The following is a 16,916-nucleotide window of genomic DNA, read 5'->3' as shown; positions in this document are numbered from 1 at the left end:
GCGGTACCTCCTTGGGGTGGTGTGGGCGGGTGGTCAGTGCGTGCCTTCGCGGTAGATCCGCTGGGCGCGGTTGAAGAGCCAGCGCCCGGCGCGTATGCGCTTACCGGTGGCCTTGCAGCGGCGGCAGCTCTTGCCGCGCTTGGGCCGTCCCTTGCGGTCGGTTTCCATGGCGAAGCCGAAGCCGTGGCATTTGCGGCAGGTGCCGAACGGGCTGGCCGCGCACATTCCGGCGTAACCGAGAGTGATGGCGAACAGGCAGGCGACAGCAAGGGCGATGAGGGTCATGAGGGGCCCTTCCAGGTGGTTTCCGGGGTTTTCGCAGGGCGGGCGCTATGCACTAGATCGCAGATCAGGTGCTATGTGGTGTGCTAGCAGGCCTGCTACCGGTAGCAGGGCTAGGTGCTACCGGTAGCACCGTCCGGGGCTAGGCGGCGCCCCGCTTTTCGTCACGATCTGCAATCGCCTTGGTGAGGTCGGCGCGGGTGATGCCGCGGCGGGTGGTGCGGGTGCCGTCGTCGGTGGTCCCGGCCACGTCGCGTGTCTTGATGCCGTGCGGCTTGAGTGCGGATGTGACGTTCTCGCCCTTCCAGCCGCCGTAGACCTCCGGCCGCAGCTCGGCCAGCCGGGCGGCGATCCGCTCGTTCCAGACCCGCTCTTCCGAGGGCGGCACGACCGCGGCGACGTCGGCGAGCAGGTCGTAGGACGGACCGGTCACGGAATCGGGGTCCTCTCCGAGTGCGTGACCGGACAGGGTTCCCTCCGCCTTGCGCAGGGCGTAAGCGCGCTGGGCGATGGCGTTGGTGGCCGGGTCGTCCAGGTAGGCGGTGCGCACCACGACCGGCAGCGCAGTCGCGCCGGCGAGGTAGCCGTTACCGGCGTCGATCTCCGGGCGGAACGACGTGGCGCGCACGCCGTTCTTGTAGGCGGAGGTGCCGAGGATCATGTCGTTTTCGACCTGCCCGGCCACCTTGAGGGCGAACCGGATGGACACGTTGCCGCTGATCCCGGTCGGGAGCGAGTCCTTGTCCGGGCGCTGCGTGGCCAGGATCAGGATCACACCCAAGGCGCGACCGAGCTTGATGATGAACTCGGCGTCGTCACCTGCCTGTTTGCCGTACTTGGGGTGGCCAAACAGGTTCTGGCACTCATCGAACACCCCGACCAGCGGCCACAGCTTGAGTGAGCGTTTGTCGGCGATGGCGCGGGTGATGCGCTTGTCCGGGCACAGGTCCCGCGGCAGCTTCTTGATCGCAGCCGCACGGCGCATGACTTCCTCGCGCAGCAGCTTCAGGGAGTCGGCCGCGTACTTGATCGAGTCGTCGTCGATACCGGAGACGAACCGGTGGCTGACGCATTCGAGGGAGTCCAGGTCGCCGGTGCCCTTGTTCTCGTGCAGCCACAGTTCCACGGACGGGTCCATGGCGGCGCCGCAGGCCAACACGCGCACGGAGGCGGTCTTGCCCTGGCCGGGCAGCGAGCCGATCAGGATGTTGTGCTGGATCATCGGCACGGACTGAGCCCGGCCGCGCGGGTCGATGCCGAACGGGATCCGCTTGAAGATGTCGTGCTTGCGCGCGCCTGCGAGCGGCCACTTGACGAGACCGGTCTTGGACAGGTCCCGGTCCCCCACCCAGAGAATGAGGCGCCCTTCATGCTCGCTGGGGTCTGCGTCGGGCCACACACAGCCGAGCGGGCGGCGCAGGCCGGAGGCGAGCCGAGCGCGCCGGTCGGCCACGTCGGCGACCGTGACGCCCAAGGGCAGGTCGATGTCCGCGCGCCAGCCGGGCCCCTCGCGGGTGATCGGGGCGACGAACTTGATGCCGTCCTGGCCCTTGGCAACCGCGGAGGCGATCTGCCCGATGCCTATGGACGCCATGGCCTTGACCACGATGTCGCTGGTCAGCTTCTGCACCTCGGTCTTGATGACCGCGCGGGTGGCCAGCGGCGCATCCGCCGGCGCTCCCAGCCAGCCCAGCGTCAGCACGGTGACCGTGGCGCCGATGACCTGCGTGCGCAGCTCCGCGCCGTAGACCAGGAACAGACCCAGGCCCAGGGCGAACAAGGCCCCGAGGATCGTCAGGATCATCCGCAGCCGCACCCGCCGGTCACGCTGCCGGGACAGCTTCAGGTACAGCTCGGAGTTCTCCCGCCGGGCCTCGGCCTGCCGCAGCGGCTCGCCCTCCGCGTCGACCGCCCACCGGCCGACGCGGGTCAGGGTGTTGGCTAGGCCGCGAGGGGAGCGCCAGATGAGCTTGGGCACGTACAGGAATGGCACGCGGACCGCGTGGAAGGCGATGGTGTGCCAGACGTGCCCGGCCATCCACCGCATCGCGTCGGTGAACTCCGGGCCCGACTTCACCCACGCCGGGAGGACGTCCAGCCGCTTGGAGTCGCGGATGCGGTCGATCAGACCGGGGCCCGACTGCGCCGGGGCCGGACGGTCAACCAGGGTCGGGCCGGAGTCGTCCGACTCTGCCTCGCTCGGGTCGGCCGACCGGTCGGGCCCGGAGTCGGGCGACGCGTCGGGCGTGCGTTCGGCCGACTCGGTGCGAGCGGAACGGGCCTTGTCCAGGTCGACCACGGCACCGTCGGAGTCGGCGGCGATCTCGGCTTCCAGCCGGTTGAAGAGTTCGTTGTCGTCGTCGGGGTGTTTCACTGAGGGTTCCTTCTCTTGGGAGGGATGGCGAGGCCCGGCCGCTGCTTTGGTCGGTTTGGGACCGGGCCCCGTACAGGTCAGGCGGCGCGCTGTTCCTCGGGGTAGGCGCAGAGGACGCACACCCCGAGCGAGGTCGGGATGCAGTAGCTGTAGGTGATCCGGCACTTGGGGCAGGTGCGGCGGGCGAGCATCGCCAGGGCGAGCGCACCCCACTTGCGGGAGGTCATCGGCCGGACAGGCTTCGCGGAGTCGACGCGGTAGAGGTAGGCGACCTGGTAGCCGGACCTGCGGCCGCGGTGGCGGCGCATCACCTGAGCCGCCACCGGCTGCCCGCCGGGCCGCAGCCCGGCCGCCCGCAGCTGACGGCGGGTGGCGTAGCCGTCCGGGGCGAACCGCCACGGGTACGTGGGGACCCCGAACCGGGCGCCGGACGGGTCGAAGCACTTGCCGTAGGCGGACATCAGGCAGCCACCCCCACGACCGGAGCATCGGCCCGGGCCCCGGCGCGGCCGGCGCGCCGCCCGGTGACCGTGGCGAACAGTCGCCCCAGCCCCGCCCGGCGGGCCCCGGCGCGCGCCTGCTTGGCCGCGTACATCGCCTCATCGGCTCGCCGCAGCAGAGCCGACAGGTCCTCGCCGGGGAAATCCGCGGCGCGCACCCAGCCGAGAGAGACTGTGGTGTGTACCGCCGGGTCCTGGCCATCGATCGGGCGAGCCAGCACCCCGTGCAGCACGGCGAGCAGATCAGCAGCGGTGCCGTGGTCATCGATCAGGACGGCGGCGAACTCATCGCCCCCGAGTCGCCCGGCCACCCCGGAACCGCCGACGTGGTGGGCGAGCCGGGCCGCGGTCGCCTTCAGCAGCGCATCTCCGGCAGCATGCCCGAAGGTGTCGTTGATCTGCTTGAAGCGGTCGACATCGGCCAGCACCACGACCGCCCGCGGGTTCCGCAGCAGTGCGGTAGCGCGACGGGTGAACGCCTCCCGTGTCCGCAGCCCGGTCAGCGGGTCACGGCGGGCGACGTTCAGGCGCCGCCGCAGCCACAGCGTGTGGGCCGTCCAGCCGGAAGCGACCGGAGCCACCGCAGCCAGCATGCTGAGCCAGGTGTTCATGCCGCAGTCCCCTCTGTCTCCTCGCCGCCGTCGACGGAGTGCAGGCGTCGCCCTTCGGCCCGCTCGCTGAGCAGCAGGTCGCGCAGCACACGGGAGTTGGCCGCGGAGCAGTGCAGGGTTGTCCGGATGGCTTCCGCGTTGATCGCGTCATCGGCCCAGTCGGCCGTGGCCTCCCGCGCCTCGGCGAGCAGTTCCGCCGGGGTCCGCGGCGCCTTGCCCGTCTTGCCCTTGCTCTTGGCACCGGCCGGGCGCTTGCGCGGTGGTTTGGGCGCCTCCGGCTTCGGCTCCTCCGTCTGCTGCGGCGGCACCGGCAGGTCTTCGCTCGCCGGGGCCAACTCGCCCAGCTTCAGCAGCACGCGTTCCGGGCGCGGGGTCTTCGACCGCCACCGCCGGCCGTGCCGCTCCCGCAGCCGGGCGCGGGCCAACTGCCGCTCTCGTTCCCGCTTCAGTGCCTCGGAGTACGACGTGATCTCCCACAGCGTCATCCGCCGCCACAGGGCGAAGGTCGACAGCGGGGCGAGCATCCAGCGCGAGAACCGCACCTTCTCCATCCGGCGGCCGGTGGCGGCGCCGATCCGCACGGCGTAGACGTGGGCGCCGATCTCGGAGAACACCACCCACAGCAGGGGCATTGTGCCGTGCGCGACCTTGGCCCACAGCGTGTGCCCGGCAGCGACGTTCAGTCCGCACGTGACCAGCGTCAGCGCCCAGGGCACGAACCGCACCCACGCCAACGCCATGTCCATCCGGATCAGCAGCAGGTTGGCCACGGTGAACACCGGAATGGCCACGTCGATCCCGACCGGCAGCATCCACGGCTCGGCGAATCCCCATCGGGCAGCAGCAGACGAGACTGCGTCGAGCGATGCGATCAGCCCCAGGGCGCCGACACCGGCCGCCGCTAACACGCCCAGTGCGGCAAAACTCATCTCCGGCTTCGTCAGCGGCGGCACCGCCGGCCGTGCCGTCTCGGTTGCGGTCGTCATGCCGCCGCTCCCTTAAGGGAGGACCGGCGGCGCCTCGCCGGCCGCGCCAGCGGGACGACGTTGAACAACTCCGGGGCGTGGGCCTCGATCACCTCGGCGGCGATGCGGGCCACGTCGTCCGGCAGGCTGCGGTACTCGGGGTCGGCGAGGATGTCGCGCGCCGCGTCCAGGCGGGCCGCGCGCTCGATCTCGGTTTCGCCCTCCACCCCGAGCCACAGTTCAACAGGGGTGCCAAGGGCCAGTTCCACGAAGTCCTCGGCTGAGATGGCCTGTTGATGGCCGATGTACGTGCGCATGGTGCTCTCCTGAGTCGAAGGAGCAGGGAGAACCGCGGCGGTGGGCGACCTTGCTGGGGAGTCCCAGCGCCACGGGATTTCCAGATTGACCTAGGTCAATCTAGCTGTCAAGGAGGGACGACGGGAGAACAGAGATTGACCTAGGTCCAGCTACTCTCGAAGCCATGGAGCAGAGCCCAGAAGCGCCGAAGCAGACGCCCACGGCCAAAGAGATCGCCGCCGATTTCCGCGCGAAGATCACGGGTCCGAACCGCTCGTACGAACCGGGCAAGCAGCTGCCCGCGGCTCGCAGGCTCGCCAAAGAACTCGGCGTGCAGCTCATGACCGTGCAGAGCGCATATGGGCAGCTCCGCGACGAGGGGCTCGTGCTTACCCAGCAGGGCCGCGGAACGTTCGTCCGCGACCCGTCGGTGCCGCTCGGCACCGAGCCGGGCAGTATCCCCGCGTTCACCGCGCTCTCCGCTGAGCTCAGCGCGATTCACGACGCGCTTCGTACGCTCGGCGAGCGGCTTGATCGTCTTGAACGACTCGTCGGTAACGAGACTCCACCCGCGTCGTAAGCCTGTCCGCGCGCCTCAGCAGTCGTTCAGCCGTAACGCGCACCTCGCCCATGCTCACTTTGATCGCGGCGAGTTCGGCAGAGGTTAGGCCTCCCGACTCGCCGCTTCGCTCATTGATCCCTGACATGCCAATGAGCATGCAGCCGGAAACAGCAGAGGACCCGGACAGACTGTCCGGGTCCTCTTTCCTTGCAGATCAGGCCTGTTGACGACCCATCATTGGATGGAACCGTCCACGGCGTCCAGCACTGCAGTCCACGGAAGTTCGCGCCCGGCCGGGGCGTCCCTCGGCTCGTACAGCGGCCAGACATCCGGGCCGTAGACCAGATGCACCCCTCCCGCCCTGAGAGCGTCGATGTGGCCTTGCCACGCGGGGTGGCGAGCGTGCGCCGCGTTCACCCGCGGGAAAACCACGACGGGGAGACCGAGAGTCCCGATGGCCTCGCCAACCTGCGTCAGCGCCTGGTTGTCCATCAGGCCGGTCGCCAGCTTGGCGACCATGTTGGCGGACGCGGGGGCGACCACGTAGCAGTCAACCGGCGGATGTGGCCGAGCCTCGCCGGGAAGGCGCGGCTCATCACGCACGGGCAGGCCGGTCAGCTTCTCCAACCGCTCACGCTCGCCGCTCGTACGCAGCCACTGACCTGCGGTTGGCGTGAGCGTGACGGCCACGCGCCATCCGCGGCCCATGGCGGGCTCTACGAGACCGGTGCGCAACGCTTCTACTCCGCCGGCCGCCGAGCCGACGACTCCCAGAACCCCACGATTGCCTGAACTCACTGCACCGCCCTGCACCGCTGAGCCATCGCGAACACATCCGACGAACGCGAGCCGCCCGTCACTGGGGACTGCTTGATCAGGTCTCGCAGCGTCTCGCGCACCCTCGGATTGTTGCGTACGAGCTGCGGCGACGTGCGTTCGGCCGTACGCAGCTCTGCGAAGGCATCATCACCTTGCCCAGCGAGCGACAGGGCACGGGCGAAGTCGATACGGTGCGAGACGCTGCGTTCCTGCGGCATGTGATCGACGTTGATCCGACCGCGCTCCACCACATACGAGACGTTGTCGAGGTCCAGCTCGATGGACAGTCGGTGGAGCAGTACGTTCGTCGGCCCGAAGCCGGTCTGCCAGTAGTTCTCATCCGAGCCGAGATCGTCCGCGAGCTCCTCGGCACGGTTCAGGAGTGCCGTTGCGGTGGGCCGGTCCTGATGGCGCGCCGCCGCGACAGCTGCACGCAGGTGGATCATTCCCAGCAGGCTGAGTGCCGCCGGGTTGTGATCAATTACCTGAGACGACAGCCAGGCTGCGGCCGTGTTGCCCAGTTCGAGGGCATCGTCATAGCGCCCGTTGGCCAGCAGCGCGTGCGTACCCGAACGTGCGGCGGACGCCAGCACGAGCGGGTCGTCCGACTCGTCAGCGGCTCGCATCGCGCGCTCGGCGGCCAGCCACGAGATGTCCGACTCGCCGATCTTGGCGAGTGTCGTAGCCGCAAGGTGGTGCGTACGGGCCGACACAGCCCAGCAGTCACCACGGTCATCGCCGCGGCGCGCCGCTCGCTCCTCCAGCTCCTGAGCCGTCTGAAGGAGGGCAGGCAGTGCAGCAATGACGCTGCCGAGCCGGCCACCCTGGTAGTCGTTCCAAGCATGCTCCACGCGCACGGCCACAGGAACAGGCGCCGGGAGCTGAGCCTCAGCGTCCGGCCCGAAGAGGAGACGGGACAGCCGGCGCGGGCTCATGAGAGCGTCACGCACGGCGGGGACGTCGTCTTGTTGTCGCTCGTCTTCCATGAGGACGGTCTGTCCGAGCAAGTCTCCGAGGGGCACGCGCAGGATGCGCGACAGCTCCGCGAGCATGTCGATGCGGGGCGGCTTCCTGCGACCGGTCTCGATCTTCGCCAGCCAGTCAGTGCTCCGACCGACCAGGCCGGCCAGCACCTCTTGCGTGTAGCCGCGGCGCTTCCGATAGAACGCAATGCGCTCGCCGATGCTGAGGTGATCTCCAAGACCACGCATGGGGTGTTGCCTCCCGCTGGTGAGTAGGGGCGCATTTCACGGTACCGACGCGGCGGGGAAGGGGTAAGTAATCTCAGCCCTTACCGCCAATGACCAGCGTGCGGCACTGAGTAGGAGCGGACCAGGACGGATTGTCCGGGTCTGATGGAACCGCGCCGGGAGGCGTCCGCGCTGTCCGACTGTCCGATCAGGGCTTTCACCTGCACAAACAGCCCGGACAGCTCAAAGTGCCACTGTCCGGGCTGTCCGGTCACAGACGGCTGCAACACACAGCGGTGTTACAGCCCGTCGGCGAAGCCGACCTCTCAATGGAGGTAGGAGCCGGAGGCGACTTCCGATCTGCTCTGGCTCACGTGATACACAGCAGGGTTCGGAACTTTCCCTACCTGATCAAGGCCCGCGCACGGCGCAGGCGCTCGCCGCCTCAGCGGCGCGGCCTACCCGTTCCTTCGCCCCGGCTAGCCGCCGCAACCGGCGGCAGCTGGCGACTGCCGGCGGACATGAGGGAGAAGCCCTCTGTGGCTGATGAGGTCAGCTACTCATCCGGCATTTCCTCCACCCATCCCACATAGTCGTCAGTACTGGCGGTGCACCTCAGCCATTCTTCTACGGTGTGACAGGTAGTGACTGAACCATCTGAATGTCGGTATTCGTACGGCGTGCCCGCCTCGATCGATAGAATATTTTCGGCCCCCGAATGGATCGTTTGCCTGAACGCTTCCTCTACAGTCGTGTTGCGTTCTTTAGCAATCCAGCGCATTAATTTTAGAGTCGCCCCAAATAGCTGCAGGCTCATTTCGCCGTCATGATGTTCAATTACCAGTATTCCAGCCTGAGAGTCATAGTCCACCTTGGCATTCATTGACTTTGACAGCAAATCCAACAGGACTTCCGATCCACGCTGTTCCCTATTAAGCCTCTTATGTCGAGAAACCGTTTGTGTGCGCAGCCTTTCCAGCCCCGACCTATCCAACGCGTTACGTCTTGGCACGAGGATTTTCGCCTTCACCCCTGATGTGTCCAGAGGGAGGGAGGGCTCTTGGATCATGTCCCACATCAAACTCCCTGTTTCCCTATCCCAAATGATAAGAAAGACGGGGTCCGAGAATTTCAGCCAATGCTCAAGGTGATCAAATGCGATGGGGTAACGCACATAGTCACTCCCCTTCTTGACATATCGAGAAAGGGTTTCTGTCGATTTGGCCTGAACGTAGAACGTGTACGGCGTCGCCTCTCCATCGTCGAATATTCGAACCAACAAGTCCTCTCCGTAATCTTTTCCAAGGGTTTCCGCAGTCCAGCCCTGCAAGGCGAACGCTTCCTGCATTTTAGCAATCGATAGATCAGCATTTAGGTGAGATCGCGGGCGCTTGGGTGACATTCTGCCATTTAAGCATGAAGCTGCAGTGAAAGCCCATGATTGAACGAACGTCAAGTGGCGTGGTGGCGCCGGCAGGGCAAGGGAAAGCCGCACGGGTTTGCGGAGTCATCCAGCACGCCGACGGCCTCCAACTTGTCGCACGTCTCACGACTGCTGCCGACGGTTCGGCCCTCGCCGACCTCCAGTCGCTGAGGCGCTGGAAGGTTCCCGCCTAGATCTAACTGGAGACCTCACCCCCGGCGCAGCTTCCGCTTGACGTTCTCCAATGCCCGCACCCAGCCCTGTACGCGCCCCGCGTCTCCCGTTGTGCAGGCTCACCGGGCCGGCCCCCTGGTGGCCGGGTGGGGCCGGCCAGGTGCGAAACGCGCAGAACAAGAGTCAGCGTCCCAGAGACATGGCAAGATGCAGGTCCGGAAGCAATAAGCCCTGGGGGGGTCTGTGCAGGACTTGATCGATGTTTACGGACTGCCGTTCTTGCAGTTCGTTCTGAATATGACCGAAGAAGACTTCGGAACTTGCACGCTTTCTGATAGGCAACTTCAAGTCGTGCAGACTCTGCGCGATCTCAGCGAACGCGACAAAGGGCGAGAACCTATAGTTCGATGGATGAATTTGGGGTCTGCCGCGACCAGACTTCTCCCGGACATGAAGATGTCCGCAGCAGCCTATTTCCGGGTGCACTGCGGCGGCGCCGTCGATATTCCTACAGTGGAAGGCGACGCAATCGGCCAGATGCTCCTGAATGCCGCCAAAGACGTTTACGCCGCCTACCTAATCAAGCGCCCAACAGAGCATACGTACCTAGGAGTTCCAGTCGCTCACTACGTCGCGAACAATGAGGAGTTTATTCGTTTCTGCAATGCCGTCCTGCATGATCCGCGGCTTAAATATTTGTTTCCGGGCTACATAGATGCTGCGGAAATGGCATCCATTCAGGATCTCGTCGAGGTCAGCTCGATGATATTTTCAGTGGCGGGCGGGGGTAGTTCTTTGCAACTTCTCATGCTTCCAGACGCCATTCTTCGATCCGCTTTCGCGAAATGTTCCCTGCGAGGAGCGACAGGGCTCGATGATTACCTGCAGGAAACTCTCAACACCTTGGAAGATGTGCGAGAGCTAGCGGCCGGGCGAGCGGTTTCCATCCCGGTTGCCATCGGCCTGACAAATGTCACCTTCGACGGCCTAGACGAGTTGAACCTCCCCGGCGGCATGTTGCGGAAAGTCAGCAGTGCCGATTTCGCTCATATACCCGAAGCGGCGCAGGTTGAAGCAGTTCTAACTTTCCAGGTTTCGTTCAAGCTTCTAGCCAAAAAGGCTCACCCTCGGGACGAAATGTTTCCCGACTTTAGCCAACTCTTCCCACAAGTAGAGAAATGGCAAAACTCGCTGCAAGACGGAATCAACAAGCGCCTTCTGACGCTTATGCTCGCAAGCCCCTCCGGGCACCGGTCTGCCGCCATCACCGTTTCTCAAAGCGTATTCGTTCCACTCTCGCTGGCTCCAGATATGTCCTGGCAGGAACGGCCCCCAGCGACCACAGCGGACAGAATTACCATATCCTCTGCGGACGTTGGCGAAATCCAGACTTGGATGCGTAAGGTACTTGACCAGCATCCAAAGAATCTCGGTGTGGCAATGCGACGGATCATCTCCGCAGTGGGTGCAAGGATTGATCCGGTGGACAGCCTGGTTGATGCTGTCCTGGCATGGGAGAACATGTTCAGCGGGACACCCGAGACAAGTCTCAGGGTGTGCGGCTCTCTTGCTCACCTGCTTGAACCTGAAGACTTTTCTCTTCGCCAGGACCTTTTCGGTGAACTTGGAAAAATCTACAGCATGCGGAGCGATATTGTCCATGGGAAGGCAAACGAGCCTTCTACTGCCGAAGTAACACAACAGCGCGCCAGGGCGGTCGAAATAGCGGTCATGGCCATGCGGAAACTCTATGAATTTCCTGATCTGCTTAAGGCAGAGAACTCAAGCGTCCGAGGAAAGAACATCCTCTTGGGACGGGTATTGGGCAGCGCTATCGACAGATGAGGTGGCCCACGTCCTTACTCCGGAGGCGGCGCAGGAAGACCCACTAAGGGGGCCGCACATGCCACTCGTATGCGGCCCTGGCATCGCGCGTGCTCTAGCCAGATCGGTCAGACCGATCATTCCTGCCCGTGCAAGCCTCGGGAAGAGCACGCATCTGCAAGTGTCCGGGCTGTCCGACGTGCGGCACACCTCCGACACACCGCCGGACGCCATGCCCCCGGATTGGGTTCGCTCCGAGCCCAGAAGTAACAAAGGGCTTGATCGACGCAACCACTCCACTGCCGGCACCGGCGCGGGAGGTGTCCGGGCTATCCGATTAAGTCCCTCACCTGTGTAAACAGCCTGGACAGCTCAGAGGGCCGCTGTCCGGGCTGTCCGGTCGCCGACTGGTTGCAAACCCTGGGTGTTGCAAGCAGTCGGCGCAGCCGACCTCTCAATGGACGCAGGCGCCAGGGGCGACTTCCGATTTTGACTGCATCAGCGGGGACGCGACTTCCCTGCCTTGTCAAGAGCGGCCCGCCCACTCCATCTGATTGCGCAGAGCGCCTGCGGTCCAAGGCGCACCCTCTTCACGACGAAAAGGGGCACGAGCGCAGGTGGGTAGCCGTTGGTGGGGCGGCGCCTTCAAGGACGGGCCGTGCGCACAGAGCCCCCGAGCAAGCCGGGAGTACTGATCTGATTCAGGTGGAAGTTGGGTCGAACTCGGTCCCAATGCACGGGACTGACCCCCTGTGCTGCTAGACATGCAACCGTGCACTCAGCTCTCTCCCCTTCACAGCTTCAACTTCTGCAACACCTCATGCTCGCCGAGGTTCCACACCCCGATACGGATCCCGTGGCGGTGGCGGTCCGAGACCTCGAAGAAGCGAGCATCGCGAACGACGTGCGAACTCTCAGCTGGATGGGACTGCTGGAGGTCAGAGGTGAGCGCCTGGCCATCACGCCGCACGGGAGGGCAGTGCACTTCGAAGCCGAGTGTGCCGCGCTCTCGGCGCGTCTGGCCGAGGTGAGCGCCTTCGCCGACGACCTCCAGCGACGCACACCCTCACTCGCTGCAGAAATGCACGCGCTCCGCCAACTCGCCGACGGGACGTGGAGCGTGGCGGAGGCAGTCGCGTACGTGGAGCGTTGGGCGCACTGACCAGGCCCTAAGCTTCCTCGCCGGCCTCGGTGGGGAGTACGACTCGGCGGTGGGGTTTGCGGGCCTTGTCGGGGACCGGCAGGATGCCGACCTTCTCAAGGTCGACTGTAGTAACCGTGGGAGCAGCGAGGACGCGGTCCAGCAGGTCCTGCTGGGCGGGCGCGAGGTCAACAAGTCGGCGCAGCACGGAGAGCAGTTCCATGAGCTCCCGCGACCAGTCGGCTGGCCACGACTCGACATGCAGGTCGTCCAAGGGGCTGGTCTTGCGGCTGTTGGGGTTGGCTTTTCGGTAGCCGAACCATTTCTTGATGATCTGCATGCCGCCGACGTCGTAGTTCCATACTTCGGCGGGAACAGGGCTGACGTGCCCGCCGCCCAAGTGCAGGGTGCCGGTCATCTCGGCGTACCGGATTTCGGCGGGGACTTCCGCCCCTATGTGCTGGTCGTAACGGAGCCGGCGCGCATCGCCTAGCGGAAAGAGGACGTCTCCGGCCGGTCGGCCATCTTCCGGATCGGCATAGCGCTCCCCGTAGGTCGAGGCCCACAAGAGGCGTTTGCCCAGTTGCACCGCTTCGTACCACAGGGCGGAATCGCGTGTGAGCGGCAGCCGCACGCCTGGGGTGAGGAGCTCCTCGGTGAACCGCTTGGTGAATCCGGCGTGCCCGGCAACAGCCGCCGCGTATGCAGCCAGATCGTGCACCGTGACGTGGTCGAGGCCGAGTTCGGCAGCGAGGTACGCGAGGAGGCGCGGATGCACGTTAGGGGTGCCGTCCGGATGGAGGATCGGCATGATCTTGCCACCACGGCCGTTGAAATGGTGGGTGTCAGGGAGCAGGGAGGTAGCGACGATCGCCGGCCCGGTTTCGATCTCGTGCGAGGACTGCTGGTTCAGGAAGAGCTGATCTGGCTGCGTGGCTTCCCACAATGCAGGCCGGCCGAAGTCGATGACACGGCTATCAGAGATCAGCCACTGCCGGTCGAAGCTGCGCATGGCGATGCGCACCAGGTCAGGTGCCAGGTTTGTTTCGGCCGCGAGTTCCTTGGTGTGCTTAGGCTGCCCGGGCAACGGATCCCTGCTGGCATGCAGCGAACGGTCTCTTGTCTCCTTGAGTAGCTCCGCCTTCTTGGCCGGATCGTTCTCGTGGATCAGACGCGCCCATCGCTTCTCAAGCACCTGCCTGCTGGGGCCGTTGACCCAGGACCGATTGGCCGTGATGCCCAGGCTCCCCCAGCAGAAGAGATCGTCGAGAGCGGGGTAATCCTCCCACCCCGTCTCAGTGGTCGGGCGGAAGGGCCGGATGGCATCCGAGTGCGTGTCCTGCCAGCCGTCATCGTCCAGTCGGATCTCTTTGAGCTGGCGGTACTTGGCGCCCCGCTTGCCGTGGACGGCGCGGTAATGGACGCGGGCGGGTCGCTCAGGGTCTGTGTCTCTGCTGCGGACGAAGATGCAGATGGCCAGCGGCTGGGCGACGCCCGGGAAAATCCGGCTGGCCACATCCGGGCGGTGCCCTTCCGGAGACAGGTCGATGATCCAGCCCTCGTCACAGGTACGCCGCAGGTAGTCCCGCATGCCACGCCCGCCGGGCCCGGTGGTGAAGCCGGAGGGCGTGATGAAGCAGACGACTCCCTGCTGATCCTGCGGATGGGCGTCGAAGACCTTCCACGTCGCCCAGCGCCAGAAGTAGACGTAGAGGTTCTTCAGCACGTGCTCATAGCGGCCGTTGCCAGGCCACTTGAAAGCCGCGATGGGAGCCACGCCTTGCGCGGGTGTGCCCTTCTCCACCCAGCCGCCGCGGCCCTTGGCCTTGTCGTCGTAGGGCGGGTTGCCGATCGCCACGGTGACCGGCGTGCTGGCCTTCACCCGGTTCGCCCGTTTACGGGACTCCGAGATCACCCCATACGTCGAGGCGAGGGTTTCCTCGGCCAAATACGGGTCGTCCAACGTATCGGTGACAAACAGCTTCATCCCATCTGGCGGTGCGACCGCTTGATGCCGCTTAAGCAGATCCGAGGTCCGCAGCTCGGCGACAGCGAAGGGCCCCATCTGTAGCTCGAAACCGATCAGACGCTTCGCCAGACCACCTATCGCATCCGGCGTTGCACCGGGGCCGATGGTCTCCGCCGCCCACGCGGCGACATGCTCAATGACCGCGTGAAGGTACGTGCCCGTCCCCATCGCCGGATCGACGATGCGCACGCTCTCGTCCGCATATCCGTCCGAGCGGCCCAAGCGGGTACGTAGCACGTCCTCGGTGAGGCGCACCATCTCCTCGACCACTTCACGAGGGGTGTAATAGGAGCCGCTCTTCTGCCGCAGCTTCTCGTCGTACACCTCCAGGAACGACTCGTACAGGTGCAGATATGCATCCCGCCGGCCCTTACGAATCGCCGCCCAGTCAACCGCGTCGATCACCTGAATCAGCAGATCAAGGCTGACTTCGAAGCTCACTGTGATGTTGTCGGTGAGGAGCTGAAGGGCCTTGCCCATCAGGGCATGTCCGGCATCCAGCCGCCGACCGACCTCATGCAGCCCCACCCCCTTCAAGGAGATGTCCTCGGTGCGCGCCAGCAGCAACGCGAAAGTCACTGCCTGGGCGTAGCCATCAGCGAAGGTGGCGTCATCGGCCGTCGGAAAGAGCAGCTTGCGCCAGTCGTTCTTCAGCCCTGTGAACCGCAACTCCTCAGGACGCGCGCCCTCCGCCGCATACCTCCCCTCGAACTCCAGTTGCTCAAGGACCGCCGCGCGCAGAAGGCGGCACAGCGGTGCAGTGCGCCGAACCAGAGCGGAGACTTGGCGGATTGGCTCGGGCACCCAGTGCAGGAAGGTTCGCAGGAGACTGTTGAACGCTGCAGGCTCACGGGCGGTTAACGACCGTCCTGCACTGGCCAAATCACCCTCGAAGACAACCGGAGTGCCGATCTGCTCCCCAGTGCGGAAAAGCCGCCACTCCGTGCCATTGGTGTAGAGCACGTTCGGCAGGTCGCGCAGTCGCTCCCACTGCTTCTTGTTACGCCCCGTGAACTTCTCCGGATCAACAGGATGGCCGGGGCGCTTGACCTCGATGTAACCGACGATGTCGCCGTGTACCTCGACCGCATAGTCGGGGCGCACCCCCACATCACGCAGCGGCGTCTCGGAGTGCCACAGAACGCCGTCCAAGGCATCGTGACTACCCACAGTCTCTAGGAGCTTCTGCATCGGTGGGCGGATGGACGCCTCGGGGTCGCCCGGCCCGTTCACCATGTCCTTGCACGACGCGCCGAAGGTCGATATGGCCTCCGAGAGCCAGCCGAACTGCTCCTGCGTCACTGCCACACCCCCACGCCCTGCCGATCGCGACTTGAGAGTATGTCAGGTCCGCACGAAGATCCAGACGAAGTCTCAGCGCAGCATGCAGGGTTGAGGGGCGAGCTTGGAGTATGGCTCGGTTGACGCTCCGCGCAGGCGTAGTGGATCAAACGAGGTCGCGCCAGAACGGAATCTCAGCTCTCGTCGACGCCGCCCCGTGCCTCGTCGCACTGTTGGTGCATGTAGTCCACTAGATTCAGCCCGTAGTAGATGATGCCGGTCTGCCACATCGAGAGCACCGGACGTCCGAAGCTTCTGCGGCCAGGGCAGGGGCTCAGCCGTAGCGAACGCGGACTCGTGCGACACACCTCCGACACACCACCGGGCCCCATAGCCCTAGGGTCAAACTCCATCGCAGGTCAGAAGAGGTGAAGGGTTCGATCGGCGCAATCACTCCGGAGCCGTGTGCGCAGGTTCGAATCCTGCCGGGGGCACCCTTCATGAGGTGCCCAAAGACCCCGTCACCAGCGGAAACGCTGAGGCCGGGGTCTTCGCGTATGTGCAGGCGTATGCAGCGCTGAGCGGCCCTAGGACGGCGTCTGTGGACTATTTGTGGACAGGATCTTGGGGCATCGTTCCTGGTCAGCCCTGATCGCGGCGACCCCAGTCCGGTCATGCGGCAGGCCTCTACGCGCACGAGAACCGCTGGCATGCCGCACGCTGGCGGCTGCTTCCTCGACGATCTCCAGCGATTGGGCCGAGCCACCCAAGTGGGTTAGCTACTGTCTCCGCATCAGGACAAGTCAGGTAGACGCCGGGGGGCGGGGATGTCCGATGGCACCATCTCTGTGATCGTCGCGAGCGTTGGCGTATTGGGGACGCTGGCTTCGGCGGTGATCACTCAAGTTCTCGCCCAACGCGCCGAGGCGCAAAGGTCGACGCGAGAAGAATTAGCCCGAAGCGCGGAACAGCGAGCTTCTGAAGATCAGCGCAAGATCGATCAACTACGCAACTGCTACGCGCAGCTGAACGCCAATGATCGCCAGTACAGAGACGCGATGCTGGCGTACGCCTACGCGCTCAAGTCGGGATCAACCGACACCGATGCAGCAGAAGTCAGTAACGCGCGACGTGCTCAACGGGACACCCGCGCCGAAGCTCAGCTCGTGGCAAGCGACGCGGTACTAGAGATCGAGAGCCGGGTAAACGCACAGCTCACAACCGCCTACAGACACTTGATGCAAGCAGCGGCCGAGGCGGACTCATCTGCTCGCCAAGCGAAGCTCCAGCGTGTCATTGCCCTCCTGAACACGATCATCGAGCAGCAAGGACACGTGCGAGCACTCATGCGCCTTGAGGTGCGCGCCACTGAAGCGCTCCCAGACTGGTATAGCCCCGAGATCGGACCGGCAGCGCATCTGCACCAGGGCCCCTGATCATCTAC

General features: G+C 65.1%; 14 protein-coding genes. 4 read left to right on the top strand and 10 right to left on the bottom strand.

Annotated features, from left to right (window positions below; translation table 11 throughout):
• Nucleotides 1-33: 33 nt before the first annotated feature.
• The 6 genes from SRB17_RS40310 to SRB17_RS40285 form a co-directional block, all read right to left on the bottom strand.
• Complete coding sequence (locus SRB17_RS40310) at nt 34-285, bottom strand: hypothetical protein (protein WP_153546494.1); 252 nt, start codon at nt 283-285, stop codon at nt 34-36.
• Between the two features lie 139 nt (nt 286-424).
• Nucleotides 425-2,656 (bottom strand): cell division protein FtsK, encoded by a 2,232-nt coding sequence (locus tag SRB17_RS40305; RefSeq protein WP_323377388.1) that lies wholly within the window; start codon nt 2,654-2,656, stop codon nt 425-427.
• Nucleotides 2,657-2,733: 77 nt separating this feature from the next.
• Entirely contained in the window at nt 2,734-3,117 is a 384-nt protein-coding gene (locus tag SRB17_RS40300) for an RRQRL motif-containing zinc-binding protein (protein ID WP_153546492.1), read from the bottom strand.
• Complete coding sequence (locus SRB17_RS40295; protein ID WP_153546490.1) at nt 3,117-3,767, bottom strand: GGDEF domain-containing protein; 651 nt, start codon at nt 3,765-3,767, stop codon at nt 3,117-3,119. Before SRB17_RS40295 ends, SRB17_RS40300 begins: the two co-directional genes overlap by 1 nt.
• Nucleotides 3,764-4,753 carry a DUF2637 domain-containing protein gene (locus SRB17_RS40290; RefSeq protein WP_153546488.1) on the bottom strand — a complete coding sequence of 330 codons (990 nt, stop codon included), beginning with the start codon at nt 4,751-4,753 and terminating at the stop codon, nt 3,764-3,766. The genes SRB17_RS40295 and SRB17_RS40290 overlap by 4 nt, the downstream gene beginning before the upstream one ends.
• Entirely contained in the window at nt 4,750-5,049 is a 300-nt protein-coding gene (locus tag SRB17_RS40285; protein ID WP_153546486.1) for a hypothetical protein, read from the bottom strand. Before SRB17_RS40285 ends, SRB17_RS40290 begins: the two co-directional genes overlap by 4 nt.
• 164 nt (nt 5,050-5,213) lie before the next feature.
• On the opposite strand from SRB17_RS40285, the gene SRB17_RS40280 reads away from it, so the two are divergent.
• Nucleotides 5,214-5,609, top strand: a complete 396-nt coding sequence (locus SRB17_RS40280) for a GntR family transcriptional regulator (RefSeq protein WP_153546484.1) — start codon at nt 5,214-5,216, stop codon at nt 5,607-5,609.
• Between the two features lie 216 nt (nt 5,610-5,825).
• Here SRB17_RS40280 and SRB17_RS40275 read toward each other — a convergent pair whose 3' ends face one another.
• The 3 genes from SRB17_RS40275 to SRB17_RS40265 all read right to left on the bottom strand — a co-directional run bounded on the left by SRB17_RS40275 (nt 5,826) and on the right by SRB17_RS40265 (nt 9,002).
• Complete coding sequence (locus tag SRB17_RS40275; protein WP_323377386.1) at nt 5,826-6,389, bottom strand: flavoprotein; 564 nt, start codon at nt 6,387-6,389, stop codon at nt 5,826-5,828.
• Nucleotides 6,386-7,621 (bottom strand): helix-turn-helix domain-containing protein, encoded by a 1,236-nt coding sequence (locus SRB17_RS40270; protein ID WP_153546482.1) that lies wholly within the window; start codon nt 7,619-7,621, stop codon nt 6,386-6,388. The genes SRB17_RS40275 and SRB17_RS40270 overlap by 4 nt, the downstream gene beginning before the upstream one ends.
• 535 nt (nt 7,622-8,156) lie before the next feature.
• Nucleotides 8,157-9,002, bottom strand: a complete 846-nt coding sequence (locus SRB17_RS40265) for a DUF4365 domain-containing protein (RefSeq protein ID WP_153546480.1) — start codon at nt 9,000-9,002, stop codon at nt 8,157-8,159.
• 438 nt (nt 9,003-9,440) lie between these two features.
• On the opposite strand from SRB17_RS40265, the gene SRB17_RS40260 reads away from it, so the two are divergent.
• Together SRB17_RS40260 and SRB17_RS40255 are read left to right on the top strand one after the other, a co-directional pair.
• Nucleotides 9,441-11,042 carry a HEPN domain-containing protein gene (locus SRB17_RS40260; RefSeq protein ID WP_153546478.1) on the top strand — a complete coding sequence of 534 codons (1,602 nt, stop codon included), beginning with the start codon at nt 9,441-9,443 and terminating at the stop codon, nt 11,040-11,042.
• Between the two features lie 751 nt (nt 11,043-11,793).
• On the top strand, nt 11,794-12,183 hold the full coding sequence (locus SRB17_RS40255; protein WP_153546476.1) for a hypothetical protein: 390 nt from the start codon (nt 11,794-11,796) through the stop codon (nt 12,181-12,183).
• A 7-nt stretch (nt 12,184-12,190) separates the two neighbouring features.
• On the opposite strand, the gene SRB17_RS40250 is transcribed toward SRB17_RS40255, so the two are convergent.
• Nucleotides 12,191-15,493, bottom strand: coding sequence for a type ISP restriction/modification enzyme (locus SRB17_RS40250; protein ID WP_323377383.1), 3,303 nt, complete (start codon nt 15,491-15,493; stop codon nt 12,191-12,193).
• Between the two features lie 806 nt (nt 15,494-16,299).
• On the opposite strand from SRB17_RS40250, the gene SRB17_RS40245 reads away from it, so the two are divergent.
• On the top strand, nt 16,300-16,908 hold the full coding sequence (locus SRB17_RS40245; RefSeq protein WP_153546474.1) for a hypothetical protein: 609 nt from the start codon (nt 16,300-16,302) through the stop codon (nt 16,906-16,908).
• Nucleotides 16,909-16,916: the final 8 nt, after the last annotated feature.

Source organism: Streptomyces sp. RB17, assembly GCF_009604455.1.
Classification (GTDB): Bacteria; Actinomycetota; Actinomycetes; order Streptomycetales; family Streptomycetaceae; genus Streptomyces.
This window is presented reverse-complemented; position numbering and strand designations above follow the sequence as displayed.